The organism is Streptomyces mirabilis (assembly GCF_039503195.1).
Lineage (GTDB): Bacteria > Actinomycetota > Actinomycetes > Streptomycetales > Streptomycetaceae > Streptomyces > Streptomyces mirabilis_D.
In genome coordinates this window covers 2,498,486-2,514,123 of sequence record NZ_JBCJKP010000001.1, presented here as the reverse complement: position 1 = coordinate 2,514,123, position 15,638 = coordinate 2,498,486, and the positions used below count along the sequence as shown (strand labels likewise).

The following is a 15,638-nucleotide window of genomic DNA, read 5'->3' as shown; positions in this document are numbered from 1 at the left end:
TCGTCAGTTCTCGTCCTCGAGCCAGCCCATGGTCCGCTCGACGGCCTTGAGCCAGCTCTTGTACTCACGGTCGCGGGTCTCCGCGTCCATGTTGGGGGTCCATTCCGCGGCCCGGCGCCAGTTGGCGCGCAGGTCCTCGGTGTTGGTCCAGAAGCCGACGGCGAGACCGGCGGCGTAGGCGGCGCCGAGGCAGGTGGTCTCGGCGACCATCGGGCGCACCACGGGGGCGTCCAGGACGTCGGCCAGGGTCTGCATCAGCAGGTTGTTGGAGGTCATGCCGCCGTCGACCTTGAGGGCCGTGAGCTCGACGCCGGAGTCCTTCGTCATGGCGTCGCTGACGTCACGGGTCTGCCAGGCCGTGGCCTCCAGGACGGCGCGCGCGATGTGCGCCTTGGTGACGTACCGGGTCAGACCGGCGATCACACCGCGGGCGTCGGGACGCCAGTACGGGGCGAACAGACCGGAGAACGCCGGCACGAAGTAGGCGCCGCCGTTGTCCTCGACCGAGGACGCGAGGGTCTCGATCTCGGCGGCGGACTTGATCAGGCCCATCTGGTCGCGCATCCACTGCACCAGCGAACCGGTGACGGCGATCGAGCCCTCGAGGGCGTAGACCGGAGCCTGGTCGCCGATGCGGTAGCCGACCGTGGTGAGCAGGCCCGAGTACGAGTTGATGATCTTGTCGCCGGTGTTCATCAGCATGAACGTGCCGGTGCCGTACGTGGACTTGGCCTCGCCCTCGGAGAAGCAGGTCTGGCCGAACAGGGCCGCCTGCTGGTCGCCGAGCGCGGAGGCGACCGGGATGCCGCCGAGCAGCTCGCCGAGCGGGCCGCCGGTGACCTCGCCGTAGACCTCGGCGGAGGAGCGGATCTCCGGGAGCATCGCCAGCGGGACGCCGATGGACTCGGCGATCTTCTCGTCCCACGCCAGGGTGTGCAGGTTCATCAGCATGGTGCGGGAGGCGTTGGTGACGTCGGTGACGTGGTGACCGCCGTTCACACCGCCCGTCAGGTTCCAGATGACCCAGGAGTCCATGGTGCCGAAGAGGATGTCCCCGGCCTCGGCGCGCTCGCGCAGGCCCTGGACGTTGTCGAGCAGCCAGCGGGCCTTGGGACCGGCGAAGTAGGACGCGAGCGGCAGGCCGGTCTCGCGGCGGAAGCGGTCCTGGCCGACATTGCGACCGAGCTCCTTGCAGAGCGCGTCGGTGCGGGTGTCCTGCCAGACGATGGCGTTGTGGACGGGCTCACCGGTGTTCTTGTCCCACAGCACGGTGGTCTCGCGCTGGTTGGTGATGCCGATGGCCTTGATGTCGTCGCGGGTGATGCCCGCCTTCTCGATGGCCCCGGCCACGACTTCCTGGACGTTGGTCCAGATCTCGGCGGCGTTGTGCTCGACCCAGCCCGGCTTGGGGAAGATCTGCTCGTGCTCCTTCTGGTCGACGGAGACGATGCGTCCGTCGCGGTCGAAGACGATGCAGCGGCTGGACGTGGTGCCCTGGTCGATCGCGGCGATGAAGGGGCCGGCGGTGTGTGCGTCGGTCACGGTGTGCTCCTGAAGGTTCCGTATGAAAGAGGCTGGCTCACGGCGTATTGCTCACGGCCTGACGGCGTATTGCTTACGGCTCGGAAAACCTTGCGGTTCAAGGAGGGCCCGAGGCCCGAAGGCCTCGGGGATTTAAGCAAAGGCGACGTTGTAGAGGCCTGCGGCGATCGCGCCGCCGATCAGCGGACCGACGACCGGAACCCAGGCGTAGCTCCAGTCGGAGCCGCCCTTGTTCGGCAGGGGGAGCAGCGCGTGCACGATGCGCGGGCCGAGGTCACGGGCCGGGTTGATCGCGTAGCCGGTGGGTCCACCGAGGGAGAGGCCGATGGAGACAACCACCAGCGCGGTGATCAGGGCGCCCAGGGGGCCGAGGCCGTTGCCCTTGTCGTTGAGACCCTGCGTGAGGACCGCGAGCACCAGCACGACAGTCGCGATGATCTCAGTGGCGAGGTTCTGCACCGCGTTGCGGATCTCGGGGCCGGTGGAGAAGATACCGAGCACGGGGCCCGCGCCCTTCTCCTCCGCCTCGACGGCCTTGGAACCAGCGGCCTGCGCGTCCGAAGCCTCCACGATGTCGGGGTCGGTCAGGTGCGCGTGGAACTGTCCGTAGTACACGACCCAGACCAGCGTGGCGCCGATCATCGCGCCGAGCAGCTGGCCGCCCCAGTACACCGGCAGGTTGTTCCAGCCGCCGTCCTTGATGGTCAGCGCCAGCGTCACGGCCGGGTTCAGGTGTGCGCCGGACAGCGGCGCGGAGGTGTAGACCGCCGTGAGGACCGCGAAGCCCCACCCGAAGGCGATGGCGAGCCAGCCGGCGTTTCTGGCCTTGGAGGCCTTCAGCGTGACGGCGGCACAGACGCCACCGCCGAGCAGGATGAGTATGGCGGTACCTATGGTCTCGCCGATGAAGATGTCGGAGCTGGACACCCGCGACTCCTTTGTCCTTCGTCCAGGGGAAGGCGAACCCCGGGTCCCACCGGTGGTTCGCGCCCTCGGGGGTGAGGGCGATGCCGGCCCATGGCACTGTCACACTCTAACGCGTATTGCCGGTAGGTGTTCGACAATGCCGACCGATGGACGGGAGTCTTGCCCTGGCGTTACCAGCTCGTCAAGAGTTCCGTTATCGAAAACACGATCGTTATTGATCGCTGTGAGTTATCGATCTTGAGCGGCTCGGGTACCTCGCGCGTACATGCCAAAAGGGGCCGGTACGTGGGACACGTACCGGCCTGTTGTCGTACGGGGTTCAGCTCGTCGTTCGGGGCGTCAGAACCGCCCGGCTCCCAGGTCCCGGGAGACCGCGCGGGCGCAGTCCCGCACCGCCGCGATCAGCTCGGGGCGCACCTCGCCGTCCCGGCAGATCCGCTCCACGGCTCCCGCGATGCCCACCGCGCCCACCGGCATGCGCCGCCGGTTGTGGATGGGTGCCGCGACCGAGGCGACGCCCGTCCATGTCTCCTCGACGTCGTCGGCGTACCCGCGCGCGCGGGTCAGGTCGAGGACCCCCTCGAACTGCTCCGGTTCGACCGTCGTGCGGGCCGTGAACGTCTTCCGCTCGGCCTCCAGGACCTCGCTGTGCGCCACCGGGTCGTAGGCGGACAGGACCTTGCCCAGGGCCGTGGAGTGCAGCGGCTGCATGGCCCCGACCTCCAGCACCTGACGGCTGTCGTCGGGCCGGAACACGTGGTGCACGATCAGTACGCCGTGTTGGTGCAGCACACCCAGGTAGACGCTCTCGCCGCTGGAGCGGGCCAGGTCGTCGGTCCACACCAGCGCCCGCGCGCGCAGCTCGTGCACGTCGAGATAGGTGGTGCCGAGCCGCAGCAGCTCGGCGCCGAGCTGGTAGCGCCCCGAGACGCTGTCCTGTTCGACGAAGCCCTCCTGCTGGAGGGTGCGCAGTATGCCGTGGGCCGTGCCCTTGGCCAGGCCCAGCGAGGAGGCGATGTCGGACAGGCCGAGCTGCCGCTCGCCGCCCGCGAGGAGCCGCAGCATCGCCGCCGCCCGTTCGAGCGACTGGATGTTCCGTGCCATCGCCGTGCTGCCTCCGTCCCCTTCGACCGACAGCGTGCGCCTCCGCTACCGCCGTTCGGCAATGTCGAACACTACCGTTCGTTGCCGAGCTCCCGCTAATGGGTCGTCGCAACAGGTTCGATCTGTCTTAACACCCCGGACGCACCCGCCACGCCCGTCCGCCCCGTGGACGGCCCTGACCCCGTGACGGTGCTCGGGCTACCCTGACGGCGTGCGCCTTCCATGGGAAGCGCAAAGCCGACAGCCGTCGCACTTCAGGGAGCACCTTCATGGCTTCGTTGCCGAACCCGTCCCTTTCGTCCGAGCTTGCCGAGAACCGGACCCGCATCGCCGCCCTCCGCGAGGCGCTCGCCGAGCGTGTCGTGGTGGCCGACGGCGCGATGGGCACGATGCTGCAGGCGCAGGATCCGACGCTGGAGGACTTCGAGAACCTCGAGGGCTGCAACGAGATTCTGAACATCACCCGCCCCGACATCGTCCGTTCCGTCCACGAGGCCTACTTCGAGGTGGGCGTGGACTGCGTGGAGACGAACAGCTTCGGCGCCAACCACTCGGCCATGGCCGAGTACGAGATCTCCGACCGCGTGCACGAGCTGTCCGAGGCGGGCGCCCGCATCGCCCGCGAGGTGGCCGACGAGTTCGCCGGCCGCGACGGCCGCCGGCGGTGGGTGCTGGGCTCCATCGGCCCCGGTACGAAGCTGCCGACCCTCGGCCACATCGGCTTCCACACGCTGCGCGACGGCTTCCAGGCGAACGCCGAGGGCCTGATCGCCGGCGGCGCGGACGCCCTGATCGTCGAGACCACCCAGGACCTCCTCCAGACGAAGTCGTCCATCCTCGGCGCCCGCCGGGCCCTGGACGCGCTCGGGGCCGACCTGCCTTTGCTGGTCTCCCTCGCCTTCGAGACGACCGGCACGATGCTGCTGGGCTCGGAGATCGGCGCCGCGCTGACCGCGCTGGAACCGCTGGGCATCGACATGATCGGCCTGAACTGCTCCACCGGCCCCGCCGAGATGAGCGAGCACCTGCGCTACCTCGCCCGCCACTCCCGCATCCCGCTGCTGTGCATGCCGAACGCCGGGCTGCCCATCCTCACCAAGGACGGGGCGTACTTCCCGCTGACCCCGCCCGAGATGGCGGACGCGCAGGAGACCTTCGTCCGGCAGTACGGCCTGTCCCTGGTCGGCGGCTGCTGCGGCAGCACCCCCGAGCACCTGCGCCAGGTCGTCGAGCGCGTGCGCGGGATGGCACCGGCGGAGCGGCGCCCCCAGCCGGAACCGGGCGCCGCCTCCCTCTACCAGACCGTCCCGTTCCGCCAGGACACCGCGTACATGGCGATCGGTGAGCGCACCAACGCCAACGGCTCGAAGAAGTTCCGCGAGGCCATGCTGGAGGCCCGCTGGGACGACTGTGTGGAGATGGCCCGCGACCAGATCCGCGAGGGCGCCCACATGCTCGACCTGTGCGTCGACTACGTGGGCCGGGACGGCGTCGCGGACATGCGGGAGCTCGCCGGACGCTTCGCCACCGCCTCCACGCTGCCCATCGTGCTGGACTCCACCGAGGTCGACGTCCTGCGCGCAGGCCTGGAGAAGCTCGGCGGCCGGGCCGTCATCAACTCCGTCAACTACGAGGACGGCGACGGCCCCGAGTCCCGCTTCGCCAAGGTCACCGGGCTGGCGCAGGAGCACGGCGCGGCGCTGATCGCGCTGACCATCGACGAGGAGGGCCAGGCCCGCACCGTCGAGACCAAGGTGGCCATCGCCGAACGGCTCATCGAGGACCTGACGACGAACTGGGGCATCCATGAGTCGGACATCCTCATCGACACCCTGACCTTCACCATCTGCACCGGCCAGGAGGAGTCCCGCAAGGACGGCATCGCCACCATCGAGGCGATCCGCGAGCTCAAGCGCCGCCGCCCCGACGTGCAGACCACGCTGGGCCTGTCGAACATCTCCTTCGGACTCAACCCGGCCGCGCGCATCCTGCTGAACTCGGTCTTCCTCGACGAGTGCGTCAAGGCGGGCCTGGACTCGGCGATCGTGCACGCGTCGAAGATCCTCCCCATCGCGCGCTTCGACGAGGAGCAGGTCACCACCGCCCTCGACCTGATCTACGACCGGCGCATCGCCCAGCAGGGCGACGAACCGGCCTACGACCCCCTCCAGAAGCTGATGGCGCTGTTCGAGGGCGCCACCACCAAGTCGCTGAAGGCGGGCAAGGCCGAGGAGCTGGCCGCGCTGCCCCTGGACGAGCGACTCAAGCGGCGCATCATCGACGGCGAGAAGAACGGCCTCGAGGCCGACCTCGCCGAGGCCCTCCAGACCCGCCCCGCCCTCGACATCGTCAACGAGACGCTGCTCGACGGCATGAAGGTGGTCGGAGAGCTGTTCGGCTCCGGCCAGATGCAGTTGCCGTTCGTGCTCCAGTCCGCCGAGGTCATGAAGTCCGCGGTCGCCTACCTCGAACCGCACATGGAGAAGTCGGACGCCGAGGGCAAGGGCACCATCGTGCTGGCGACCGTGCGCGGCGACGTGCACGACATCGGCAAGAACCTCGTCGACATCATCCTGTCCAACAACGGCTACAACGTCGTCAACCTCGGCATCAAGCAGCCGGTCTCCGCGATCCTGGACGCGGCCGAGGAGCACCGGGCCGACGTCATCGGCATGTCGGGCCTGCTCGTCAAGTCCACGGTGATCATGAAGGAGAACCTGGAGGAGCTCAACCAGCGGGGTCTGTCCGCCGATTACCCGGTCATCCTCGGCGGCGCCGCCCTCACGAGGGCGTACGTCGAGCAGGACCTGTACGAGATCTACGAGGGCGAAGTCCGCTACGCCCGGGACGCGTTCGAGGGCCTGCGCCTGATGGACGCGCTCATCGGGGTCAAGCGGGGCGTGCCGGGGGCCGTACTGCCGGAGCTCAAGCAGCGCCGAGTGAGGGCCACCGCCCCGACGGTCGTCGAGGAGCGCCCGGAGGAGGGCCACGTCCGCTCGGACGTATCCGTCGACAACCCGGTGCCCACCCCGCCCTTCTGGGGCACCCGTGTCATCAAGGGCATCCAACTCAAGGAGTACGCCTCCTGGCTGGACGAGGGCGCGCTGTTCAAGGGCCAGTGGGGCCTGAAGCAGGCCCGCGTGGGCGACGGACCGACGTACGAGGAACTCGTCGAGACCGAGGGCCGGCCCCGGCTGCGCGGACTGCTGGACAAGCTCCAGACCGACAACCTGCTCGAAGCGGCCGTCGTCTACGGCTACTTCCCCTGTGTGTCCAAGGACGACGACCTGATCATCCTGGACGAACAGGGCAACGAGCGCACCCGCTTCACCTTCCCGCGCCAGCGCCGCGGACGGCGGCTGTGCCTGGCCGACTTCTTCCGGCCCGAGGAGTCCGGTGAGCGGGACGTCGTCGGCCTCCAGGTCGTCACGGTCGGCTCCCGCATCGGTGAGGAGACGGCCGAGCTCTTCGCGGCGAACTCCTACCGTGACTACCTCGAACTGCACGGCCTGTCCGTGCAGCTGGCCGAGGCCCTCGCCGAGTACTGGCACGCCCGCGTCCGCTCCGAGCTCGGCTTCGCCGGTGAGGACCCCTCGGCCATCGAGGACATGTTCGACCTCAAGTACCGCGGTGCCCGTTTCTCCCTCGGCTACGGCGCCTGCCCCGACCTGGAGGATCGCGCCAAGATCGCCGAACTCCTGGAGCCCGAGCGCATCGGCGTCCACCTCTCGGAGGAGTTCCAGCTGCACCCCGAGCAGTCCACGGACGCGATCGTCATCCACCACCCGGAGGCGAAGTACTTCAACGCGAGGTGAGGGCCCTCACAACCGACAGGCGTTTCATCTGACGCCGTCGTACACTGGACGGTCCACAGCAGGCCGGTTCCCCCTGAGGGAACCGGCCTTCTCGTCCCTCAAGGAGGTGCGCCAGGATGACCACTACGGTTCCCGCGCTCGGTACCCGTACGGCCGAAGGCTCAGCGCTGCAGGCCGTGCTCCTGGACATGGACGGCACCCTGGTGGACACCGAGGGGTTCTGGTGGGATGTCGAGGTCGAGATCTTCCGGGTGCTCGGGCACACCCTCGACGACTCCTGGCGCCATGTGGTGGTCGGCGGACCCATGACCCGCAGCGCGGGTTTCCTGATCGAGGCCACCGGGGCCGACATCACGCTCGGCGAGCTCACGGTGCTGCTCAACGACGGTTTCGAGGACCGTATCGACCGGGCGCTGCCGCTGATGCCGGGGGCGGCCAGACTCCTCGCGGAGCTCGCCGCGCACGAGATCCCCACCGCCCTGGTCTCCGCCTCGCACCGGCGCATCATCGACCGTGTTCTGGCCTCCCTGGGCCCCCAGTACTTCGCGCTGACCGTCGCGGGCGACGAGGTGGAGCGGACCAAGCCCTTCCCCGACCCGTATCTGCTGGCGGCGTCCGGACTCGGCGCCGAACCGGGCCGGTGCGCCGTCATCGAGGACACCGCCACGGGCGTCGCCGCCGCGGAGGCCGCGGGCTGCCACGTGGTCGCCGTCCCCTCCGTCGCACCGATCGCCCCCGCCGTCCGGCGCACGGTCGTGACCTCCCTGGAAGAGGTCGACCTGCCATTCCTCCGAGGTCTGATGACGGAAATGCGCTAGGCGTTCACCCAGCGTGCATAACCGAATGTGCCGATAACCCTTGCGTATCCGCAGGTAAGGGCCCCGGACCTGCCACGGGAAATTGATTCCGGGGCCGGATGGCCGAATTCCGGTACTCTCCCACCGAGTTGGCAGTGTGAGGTTCGTCACCTGACGAGGGGTCGACATTCGGCCTGTCGTGTGCAGTAACCCCCCTTTCGGGGGTGGTGGGCGTGCCCTTGTGTCCCGATTGGTGGAACGCTGCACTAATCCTTCCGCTGTCGGGTTATCGGTGCGTCCACGCCCGGTTTCGCAGCGTGATGGGAGCTCAACTCCGGTCTCTGCGGGCCGTCCTGGTGGTGCGGACTAATGTCGTCGCGAGAACCTCGCCATAACCCCGGTGACTCGCCCGCACCACCCCTGCATGGCGAGTACACGGACACGACAGCTCTGGAGAAACTCGAGCATGAACCGCAAGACTTTGGTGCTGCCGGCCGTTGTGGGCCTGCTCGCCCCGGTGCTCGCCGCGTGTGGCGGTTCCAACAGCGGGGGGAGCGGCGGCGGTGCGATCGTCGTGGGCACCACGGACCGGTTCACCGCATCGAAGGATGCCCCGGCTCCTCTCGACCCGGCGTACGCGTACGACGTCGGCACCTGGAACATCCTGCGTCAGACCGTGCAGACGCTGATGGTCCAGCCCCGCGGTGACGGCGACCCCCAGCCCGAGGCTGCCGAGAGCTGCGGTTTCACCGACTCCGGCAACGAGCGCTACGCCTGCACGCTGCGCGACGGACTGAAGTTCGCGAGCGGTGACCCGATCACCGCCAAGGACGTGAAGTTCTCGATCGACCGCGCCATGGCGCTCAAGGCCGACAGTGGTGTGTTCGCGCTGCTGTCCACCGTCGACACCGTGGAGACGCAGGGCGACCGCCAGGTGATCTTCCACCTGAAGACCGCGGACGCCACCTTCCCGTTCAAGCTGTCGACCCCGGTCGCCGGCATCGTGAACCCGAAGGACTACGAGAAGGGCAAGCTGCGCGACGGCTTCTCCGTCGACGGCTCCGGTCCGTACACCCTCCAGGCCGACGTCAAGAACGACGAGGCCGTCAAGATCACCTTCACCAAGAACCCGAACTACAAGGGTCTGTTGAAGCCGAAGAACGACAAGGTCGAGATGCGCTCCTTCGAGAGCGCCGACGCCATGGGCACCGCGCTCAACAAGGGCGACATCGACCTCATGACCCGCGCGATGACGCCGGAGCAGATCAACAAGCTCGGCGCCGCCGGTGCGACCGGCAAGATCGACCTGGTCGAGATGCCCGGCCTCGAGATCCGCTACCTCGGCTTCAACACCAACGACCCGTCGGTGAAGAGCAAGGCCGTCCGCCAGGCCATGGCCGAGGTGATCAACCGCGGCGAGCTCGTCTCCAAGGTGTACGGCTCCCAGGCCGAGCCGCTGTTCTCGATGGTCCCGGCCACCATCACGGGTCACTCCAACTCGTTCTTCAACAAGTACGGCGACCCGAGCGTCTCCAAGGCGACCACGACGCTGAACAAGGCCGGCATCACCACCCCGGTGAAGCTCACCCTGCACTACACGACCGACCACTACGGCTCGGCCACCGCGCAGGAGTTCGAGGTGCTGAAGAAGCAGCTCAACGCCAGCGGCCTCTTCAGCGTCGAGATCAAGGGCGAGCCCTGGACGACGTTCCGTCCGGCCGAGAAGAAGAACGAGTACCAGGTCTACGGCATGGGCTGGTTCCCCGACTTCCCGGACGCCGACAACTACCTGGCGCCGTTCCTCGACAAGGACAACACCCTCGGCTCCCCGTACGTGAACTCCACGATCCGCAGCACGCTGATCCCGGAGTCCCGCCGCGAGGCCGACCGCCTCACCGCGTCGAAGAGCCTCACCGAGATCCAGGACAAGGTGGCCGACGACGTACCGCTCCTGCCGCTGTGGCAGGGCAAGCAGTACATCGCCGCGCGGGACGACATCACGGGCACCGAGTGGGCGCTCAACTCGTCCTCCACGCTCCAGCTGTGGGAGCTCGGCCGCGGTGTGGGCGGCTGACCGGTCCTCCTCAGGCGCCGGGTCCCGTGGGCCCGGCGCCCGGCCCGGCGCCCGCTCCATGCGGCGTTCCAGAGAAACAACGACAAGGCACCTCCTCGTGAACATGCGCAACCAGTGGCCAGTCCTGTCCGTCGCGACGGGGCTGGCCGTCGGTCTGCTCGCCGGCTGCGGCTCGCAGACGGGCGACACCGGCAGCACCGGCTCCTCCCTGGTGATGGGGATGTCCGACGACGTCCTGGCCACCGACCCGGCCTCCGGCTACGACCCGGGATCCTGGCTGTTGTTCAACAACGTCTTCCAGTCGTTGCTGAGCTTCCCCAACGGCGGTACGGAGCCGGTTCCCGAGGCGGCCAAGGAGTGCGCGTTCGCGGACGCCACGACCAAGGTCTACAAGTGCACGCTCCAGGACGGCCTGAAGTTCAGCAACGGTGACGCCCTCACCTCCGAGGACGTCAAGTTCTCCTTCGACCGCATTCTGAAGATCGACGACGCCTCCGGTCCGGCCGTCATGTTCCCCATGCTCGACACGGTCCGGACCCCGGACGCGAAGACCGTCGTCTTCAGGCTGAAGTACGCCGACGCCACCTTCCCCAGCAAGATCGCCTCCGGCGCCGGCTCGATCGTGGACCACCGGCAGTACGCGGACAACGGGCTGCGCAAGGACGACCAGGCGGTCGGCTCGGGCCCGTACAAGCTGGACTCCTTCGGCAAGGACCAGGCCGTCTTCGCGGTCAACGACAGCTACAAGGGCACCGCCAAGGTGAAGAACTCCGGCATCACGCTGAAGTTCTTCCACGGCGACCAGAGCGCCCTGAAGAAGGCGCTGCTGAACCACCAGGTCGACATCGCCTACCGAGGTCTCGCCGCCGACGACATCGCGGACATCAGCAACGACACCTCCACCGGCAGGGGCCTCAACGTCGTCGAGGGCACCAGCGCCGAGGTCCAGCACATGGTCTTCAACATGGACGACCCGGTCGCCGGCAAGCTCGGCGTGCGCAAGGCCATCGCCTACCTGCTCGACCGCGAGGCCCTGGTCAACAAGGTCTACGAGGACACCGCGACGCCGCTGTACTCGATCGTCCCGGCCGGTGTCACCGGCCACAACACGGCCTTCTTCGACCGCTACGGAGCCCGCCCCTCGAGGACGAAGGCAGCCGCCGCGCTCCGGGCCGAGGGCATCACCGGCAAGGTCAGGCTCACGCTCTGGTCGACCCCCTCGCGCTACGGCCCCGCCACCGACCAGGAGTTCAGGGCGATCGCCCAGCAGCTCAACGCCAGCGGGCTGTTCGACGCGACCGTGAAGTCCGTCGCGTACGGCCAGTACGAGAAGGACATCGCCAAGGGCAAGTACGGCGTGTACGTGAAGGGCTGGGTGCCCGACTACCCGGACCCCGACAACTTCACGGCCCCCTTCTTCGGCAAGGGCAACGTGCTGAGCAACCACTACACGAACAGCACGATCACCGGGCGGCTCATCCCGAAGACGGCCGCCCAGAGCAACCGCTCCTCGACCGAAACCGAGTACGGCAAGATCCAGAACATCGTGGCCGAGGACCTCCCGGTCCTTCCGATCTGGCAGGCCAAGCAGTACGCGATCGTGCGGGACAACGTCTACGGCCTCGAGAACTGCCTCGACGCCTCGACGGTGTTCCGCTTCTGGGAGATCAGCAAGGACTGACTCCACGCCGGTACCGACGCCGAGGGCGCCCTCTTCGCGGAAGGGGGCGCCCTCGGTCGTGCTCCTGGGACTCTCGGTCGATCTCCTGGGACCCTCGGCCGAACTCCTGGGGGAGTGGACGGCGTCCGGGGGTTACTGCTGTGCGCCGGGGCGCACCAACCCGCTCTCGTACGCGTACACCGCGGCCTGCACCCGGTCGCGCAGCCCCAACTTCGTGAGCACGTGGCCCACATGCGTCTTGACGGTGGTCTCGCTGACGAACAGGTCGGCGGCGATCTCCGCGTTCGACAGGCCGCGCGCCACGAGCTTCAGCACCTCGACCTCCCGCTCGGTCAGGGTGTGCAGTGTGTCGGGCACCGGCTCGTCGCCCGACGGCAGATGACCCGCGTACTTGTCGAGCAGCCGGCGGGTGATGCTCGGCGCGAGCATCGCCTCGCCCGACGCGACCACCCGGATCGCCTGCACCAGCTCATTGGCCGGCGCGTCCTTGAGGAGGAAGCCACTGGCCCCGGCGCGCAGCGCCTCCACCACGTACTCGTCGAGGTCGAAGGTCGTCAGGACGAGCACCTTGGCCGGTCCGTCCCGCCCCGGCCCGGTGATCTGCCGGGTCGCCTCCACCCCGTCCATCCTCGGCATACGGATGTCCATCAGAACCACATCGGGCTGCAGCGCACGTACCTGATCCAGTGCCTGCAGACCGTCACCGGCCTCGCCGACGACCGCGATGTCCTGCTCCGCCTCCAGAATCATCCGGAAGCCGGTACGCAGCAGCGGCTGGTCGTCGACCAGTAGGACGCGGATGGCCACGCAAGTCTCCTTGGAGTCTGTCCGGCGGACCGGGCCGGAGCTGAAAACGCGCCGGACAGGTCCTAGTCCCGCCCCATTCTGCCCTGCTCGGTGACGGCGGAATCCGGCGCCCTGACCGGCAGCGGGTAGGGCGGGGGAGTACCACCGAATTCCGGACATACCGCTTGGTGGTCGCACCAGCCGCAGAGCTTGGTGGGCCTCGGTCGCCAGTCGCCCGTCTCGGTAGCCTGCCGGATCGCCTCCCACAGCGCGAGCAGTTTGCGCTCGACCCGCTCCAGGTCCTCGATCATCGGGTCGTACGTCACCACGTCGCCGCTGCCGAGGTAGACGAGCTGGAGCCGGCGCGGGACCACCTGCTTCAGCCGCCACACCACCAGGGCGTAGAACTTCATCTGGAACAGCGCGCCCTCGGCGTACTCCGGCCGCGGCGCCTTGCCCGTCTTGTAGTCGACGATCCGGACCTCGCCCGTCGGGGCCACGTCGACGCGGTCGATGATGCCGCGCAGCTTCAGCCCGGAGTCGAGTTGGGCCTCGACGGACAACTCACGCTCGGCGGGCTCCAGCCGCGTCGGGTCCTCAAGACTGAACCAGCGCTCCACCAGCTGCTCGGCCTCGCCGAGCCAGCGCGTCAACCGCTCGCCCTCGGGATCGTCGGCGAACAGCTCCACGACCTCCGGCCGCGTCTCGCGCAGCCGGTCCCACTGCCCCGGAATGAGCGCCTTGGCGCGCGGAGCCGTCCGCTCCGCCGCCGGGGCGTCGAAAAGGCGCTCCAGCACCGCGTGGACCAGCGTGCCGCGGGTGGCCGCCTCGCTCGGCTTCTCGGGGAGTCTGTCGATCACCCGGAACCGGTAGAGCAACGGGCACTGCATGAAGTCGCCCGCCCGTGAGGGCGACAGCGAGCTCGGAGGCAGGGCCGGGCGGGCCGCGGGAACCGCCGACGCGTCCGTCGCTTCGGCCATGGCGGCCTCGGCCACGGAGGCTTCGGCCGTGACGGCTTCGGTCGGCTCGGGAGGCACGGCGCCCCCGGTGCTGGTTTCCATGTCCACAGACCTTACGGCCCGCCACTGACAGTGAGTGCACAGTCGGGGCTTGTGCGCGCTTGTGCGACGGAGCGGAAAACAGAGGGGGTGCCGGGGCGGAACGCGTCGCGACGGACGCATACCATCGACCCAGACCCTCCTGCTCCGCATGACCGGGAGCGGGAGACGCTTCGAACGAGGGGACATCGTGGACGAGAGCGGCGGGAGCGGGCAGCCGCGGTCCGGCACCGACGAAGCGACCGAGCACCACGGGGAGCAGCGGGCCTCCTCGGCCCCGGTCGCGGGTGGCACGCGCTCCGGACCGGAGCGCCCCGAGCACCCCACCGGGCCGACACCACCCACGGCCGCCCCGGGCACCTCCGAGGCCGCCCCGTCCCCCGACCGACCCCACGACCCCACCGACTCCGACCGCGGGGCCGCGACGCACAGCGACCCTTCGAGCGGGGCCGAGGACGGGGCCGAGGCGCCCGGCGCTTCCCCGGACCAGGCCGGGGCACCCGCCGGTTCCGGTTCCCCGGACGAGGCCGGGCCGTCCGCCCAGGACGCGCCCCACGGCCCCTCCGCCGAAGCCCACCCGCACCCCGAGCCCGAACACCCCCGAACCCTTGCCCACGCCGGCACCGGTACCGGTACCGGCAAGGCGCAGCCCCCGCGACGCGGCCGGGAGCCCGGTGGCGGGCTGCTGATGGGGCGGCCGTTCGGCGTCCCCGTGTACGTGGCGCCCAGCTGGTTCCTCGTGGCCGCGCTGATCACCTGGGTGTTCGGCGGCCAGCTCGACCGCGTGCTGCCCGAACTCGGCGCCCTGCGCTACCTCGTGTCCCTCTTCTTCGCGGTCGCCTTCTATGCCTCCGTCCTCGTCCACGAGCTGGCCCACACGGTCGCCGCCCTGCGCTTCAAACTGCCGGTGCGCCGGATTCAGCTGCAGTTCTTCGGCGGCGTCTCGGAGATCGAGAAGGAGGCCGAGACCCCGGGCCGTGAGTTCGTGCTGTCCTTCGTCGGACCACTGCTCTCCCTCGTCCTCTCGGGCCTCTTCTACCTCGCCATGCTGGCCGTCGAGCCCGGCACGGTCCCCGGCGTGCTGCTGGCCGGCCTGATGATCTCCAACCTCATCGTGGCCGCCTTCAACCTGCTCCCCGGCCTGCCCCTGGACGGCGGCCGCATGCTCCGCGCCGTCGTCTGGAAGATCACCGGCAGGCCGATGAGCGGCACGATCGCCGCCGCCTGGGTCGGCCGCGCCCTCGCCGTCTCCGTACTGATCGGGCTGCCCCTGCTCACCCAGTCCGGAGCGCTCGGCGCCACCCAGGACCACGTCGGCGGCATGGACACGGTCACCGACGCCCTGCTCGCCGCGATCCTCGCCGCGATCATCTGGACCGGCGCCGGCAACAGCCTCCGCATGGCCCGTCTGCGCGAACACCTGCCCGAGCTGCGCGCCCGCTCGCTCACCCGGCGCGCGGTCCCGGTCGAGACCAGCACCCCTCTCTCGGAGGCGCTGCGCCGTGCCAACGAAGCCGGCGCCCGCGCCCTGGTCGTCGTGGACGCCGACGGCGAACCGCTCTCCCTCGTCCGCGAGGCCGCCATCGTCGGCGTACCGGAGCACCGCCGCCCCTGGGTCGCCGTCAGCGGCCTCGCCCAGGACCTCACCGACGGCATGCGGGTCTCCGCGGAGCTCGCCGGCGAGGCCCTCCTGGACACCCTCCGCGCCACCCCGGCGACCGAGTACCTGGTGGTGGAGGACTCGGGCGAGATCTACGGAGTCCTCTCGGCGGCAGACGTCGAGCGAGCCTTCGTCAAGGCGATGGCCCGCCCGTCCTGAGCGCGGCCCGAACGTGGTCGGCGCCCCGCGCGGGG

At 69.2% G+C, this 15,638-nt stretch carries 10 protein-coding genes; 5 read left to right on the top strand and 5 right to left on the bottom strand.

The window, feature by feature from the left end; translation table 11 throughout:
* Positions 1-3: 3 nt before the first annotated feature.
* The 3 genes from glpK to AAFF41_RS12045 all read right to left on the bottom strand — a co-directional run bounded on the left by glpK (position 4) and on the right by AAFF41_RS12045 (position 3,573).
* Complete coding sequence (gene glpK, locus AAFF41_RS12055) at positions 4-1,542, bottom strand: glycerol kinase GlpK (protein ID WP_319744857.1); 1,539 nt, start codon at positions 1,540-1,542, stop codon at positions 4-6.
* A 132-nt stretch (positions 1,543-1,674) separates the two neighbouring features.
* On the bottom strand, positions 1,675-2,469 hold the full coding sequence (locus AAFF41_RS12050) for an MIP/aquaporin family protein (RefSeq protein ID WP_319744859.1): 795 nt from the start codon (positions 2,467-2,469) through the stop codon (positions 1,675-1,677).
* Positions 2,470-2,808: 339 nt separating this feature from the next.
* Positions 2,809-3,573 (bottom strand): IclR family transcriptional regulator, encoded by a 765-nt coding sequence (locus tag AAFF41_RS12045; protein ID WP_054231153.1) that lies wholly within the window; start codon positions 3,571-3,573, stop codon positions 2,809-2,811.
* Between the two features lie 269 nt (positions 3,574-3,842).
* On the opposite strand from AAFF41_RS12045, the gene metH reads away from it, so the two are divergent.
* The 4 genes from metH to AAFF41_RS12025 all read left to right on the top strand — a co-directional run bounded on the left by metH (position 3,843) and on the right by AAFF41_RS12025 (position 11,940).
* A complete protein-coding gene (gene metH / locus AAFF41_RS12040; RefSeq protein ID WP_343323944.1) occupies positions 3,843-7,388 on the top strand; it encodes a methionine synthase in 3,546 nt (1,181 codons plus the stop codon).
* 116 nt (positions 7,389-7,504) lie between these two features.
* Positions 7,505-8,206: an HAD family hydrolase gene (locus AAFF41_RS12035; protein ID WP_319744864.1), complete on the top strand. Its 702-nt coding sequence runs from the start codon at positions 7,505-7,507 to the stop codon at positions 8,204-8,206.
* 445 nt (positions 8,207-8,651) lie between these two features.
* Complete coding sequence (locus AAFF41_RS12030) at positions 8,652-10,259, top strand: ABC transporter substrate-binding protein (protein WP_319744866.1); 1,608 nt, start codon at positions 8,652-8,654, stop codon at positions 10,257-10,259.
* Between the two features lie 97 nt (positions 10,260-10,356).
* A complete protein-coding gene (locus tag AAFF41_RS12025) occupies positions 10,357-11,940 on the top strand; it encodes an ABC transporter substrate-binding protein (protein WP_319744868.1) in 1,584 nt (527 codons plus the stop codon).
* A 132-nt stretch (positions 11,941-12,072) separates the two neighbouring features.
* On the opposite strand, the gene AAFF41_RS12020 is transcribed toward AAFF41_RS12025, so the two are convergent.
* Both AAFF41_RS12020 and AAFF41_RS12015 read right to left on the bottom strand, forming a co-directional pair.
* The gene (locus AAFF41_RS12020) at positions 12,073-12,747 is read right to left on the bottom strand and encodes a response regulator (RefSeq protein WP_054231158.1); all 675 of its coding nucleotides are present in this window, start codon (positions 12,745-12,747) and stop codon (positions 12,073-12,075) included.
* A gap of 62 nt (positions 12,748-12,809) precedes the next feature.
* Positions 12,810-13,787 carry a RecB family exonuclease gene (locus AAFF41_RS12015; protein ID WP_319744870.1) on the bottom strand — a complete coding sequence of 326 codons (978 nt, stop codon included), beginning with the start codon at positions 13,785-13,787 and terminating at the stop codon, positions 12,810-12,812.
* Positions 13,788-13,935: 148 nt separating this feature from the next.
* Between AAFF41_RS12015 and AAFF41_RS12010 the strand changes: the two genes are divergently transcribed.
* The gene (locus AAFF41_RS12010) at positions 13,936-15,603 is read left to right on the top strand and encodes a site-2 protease family protein (protein WP_415925825.1); all 1,668 of its coding nucleotides are present in this window, start codon (positions 13,936-13,938) and stop codon (positions 15,601-15,603) included.
* Positions 15,604-15,638: the final 35 nt, after the last annotated feature.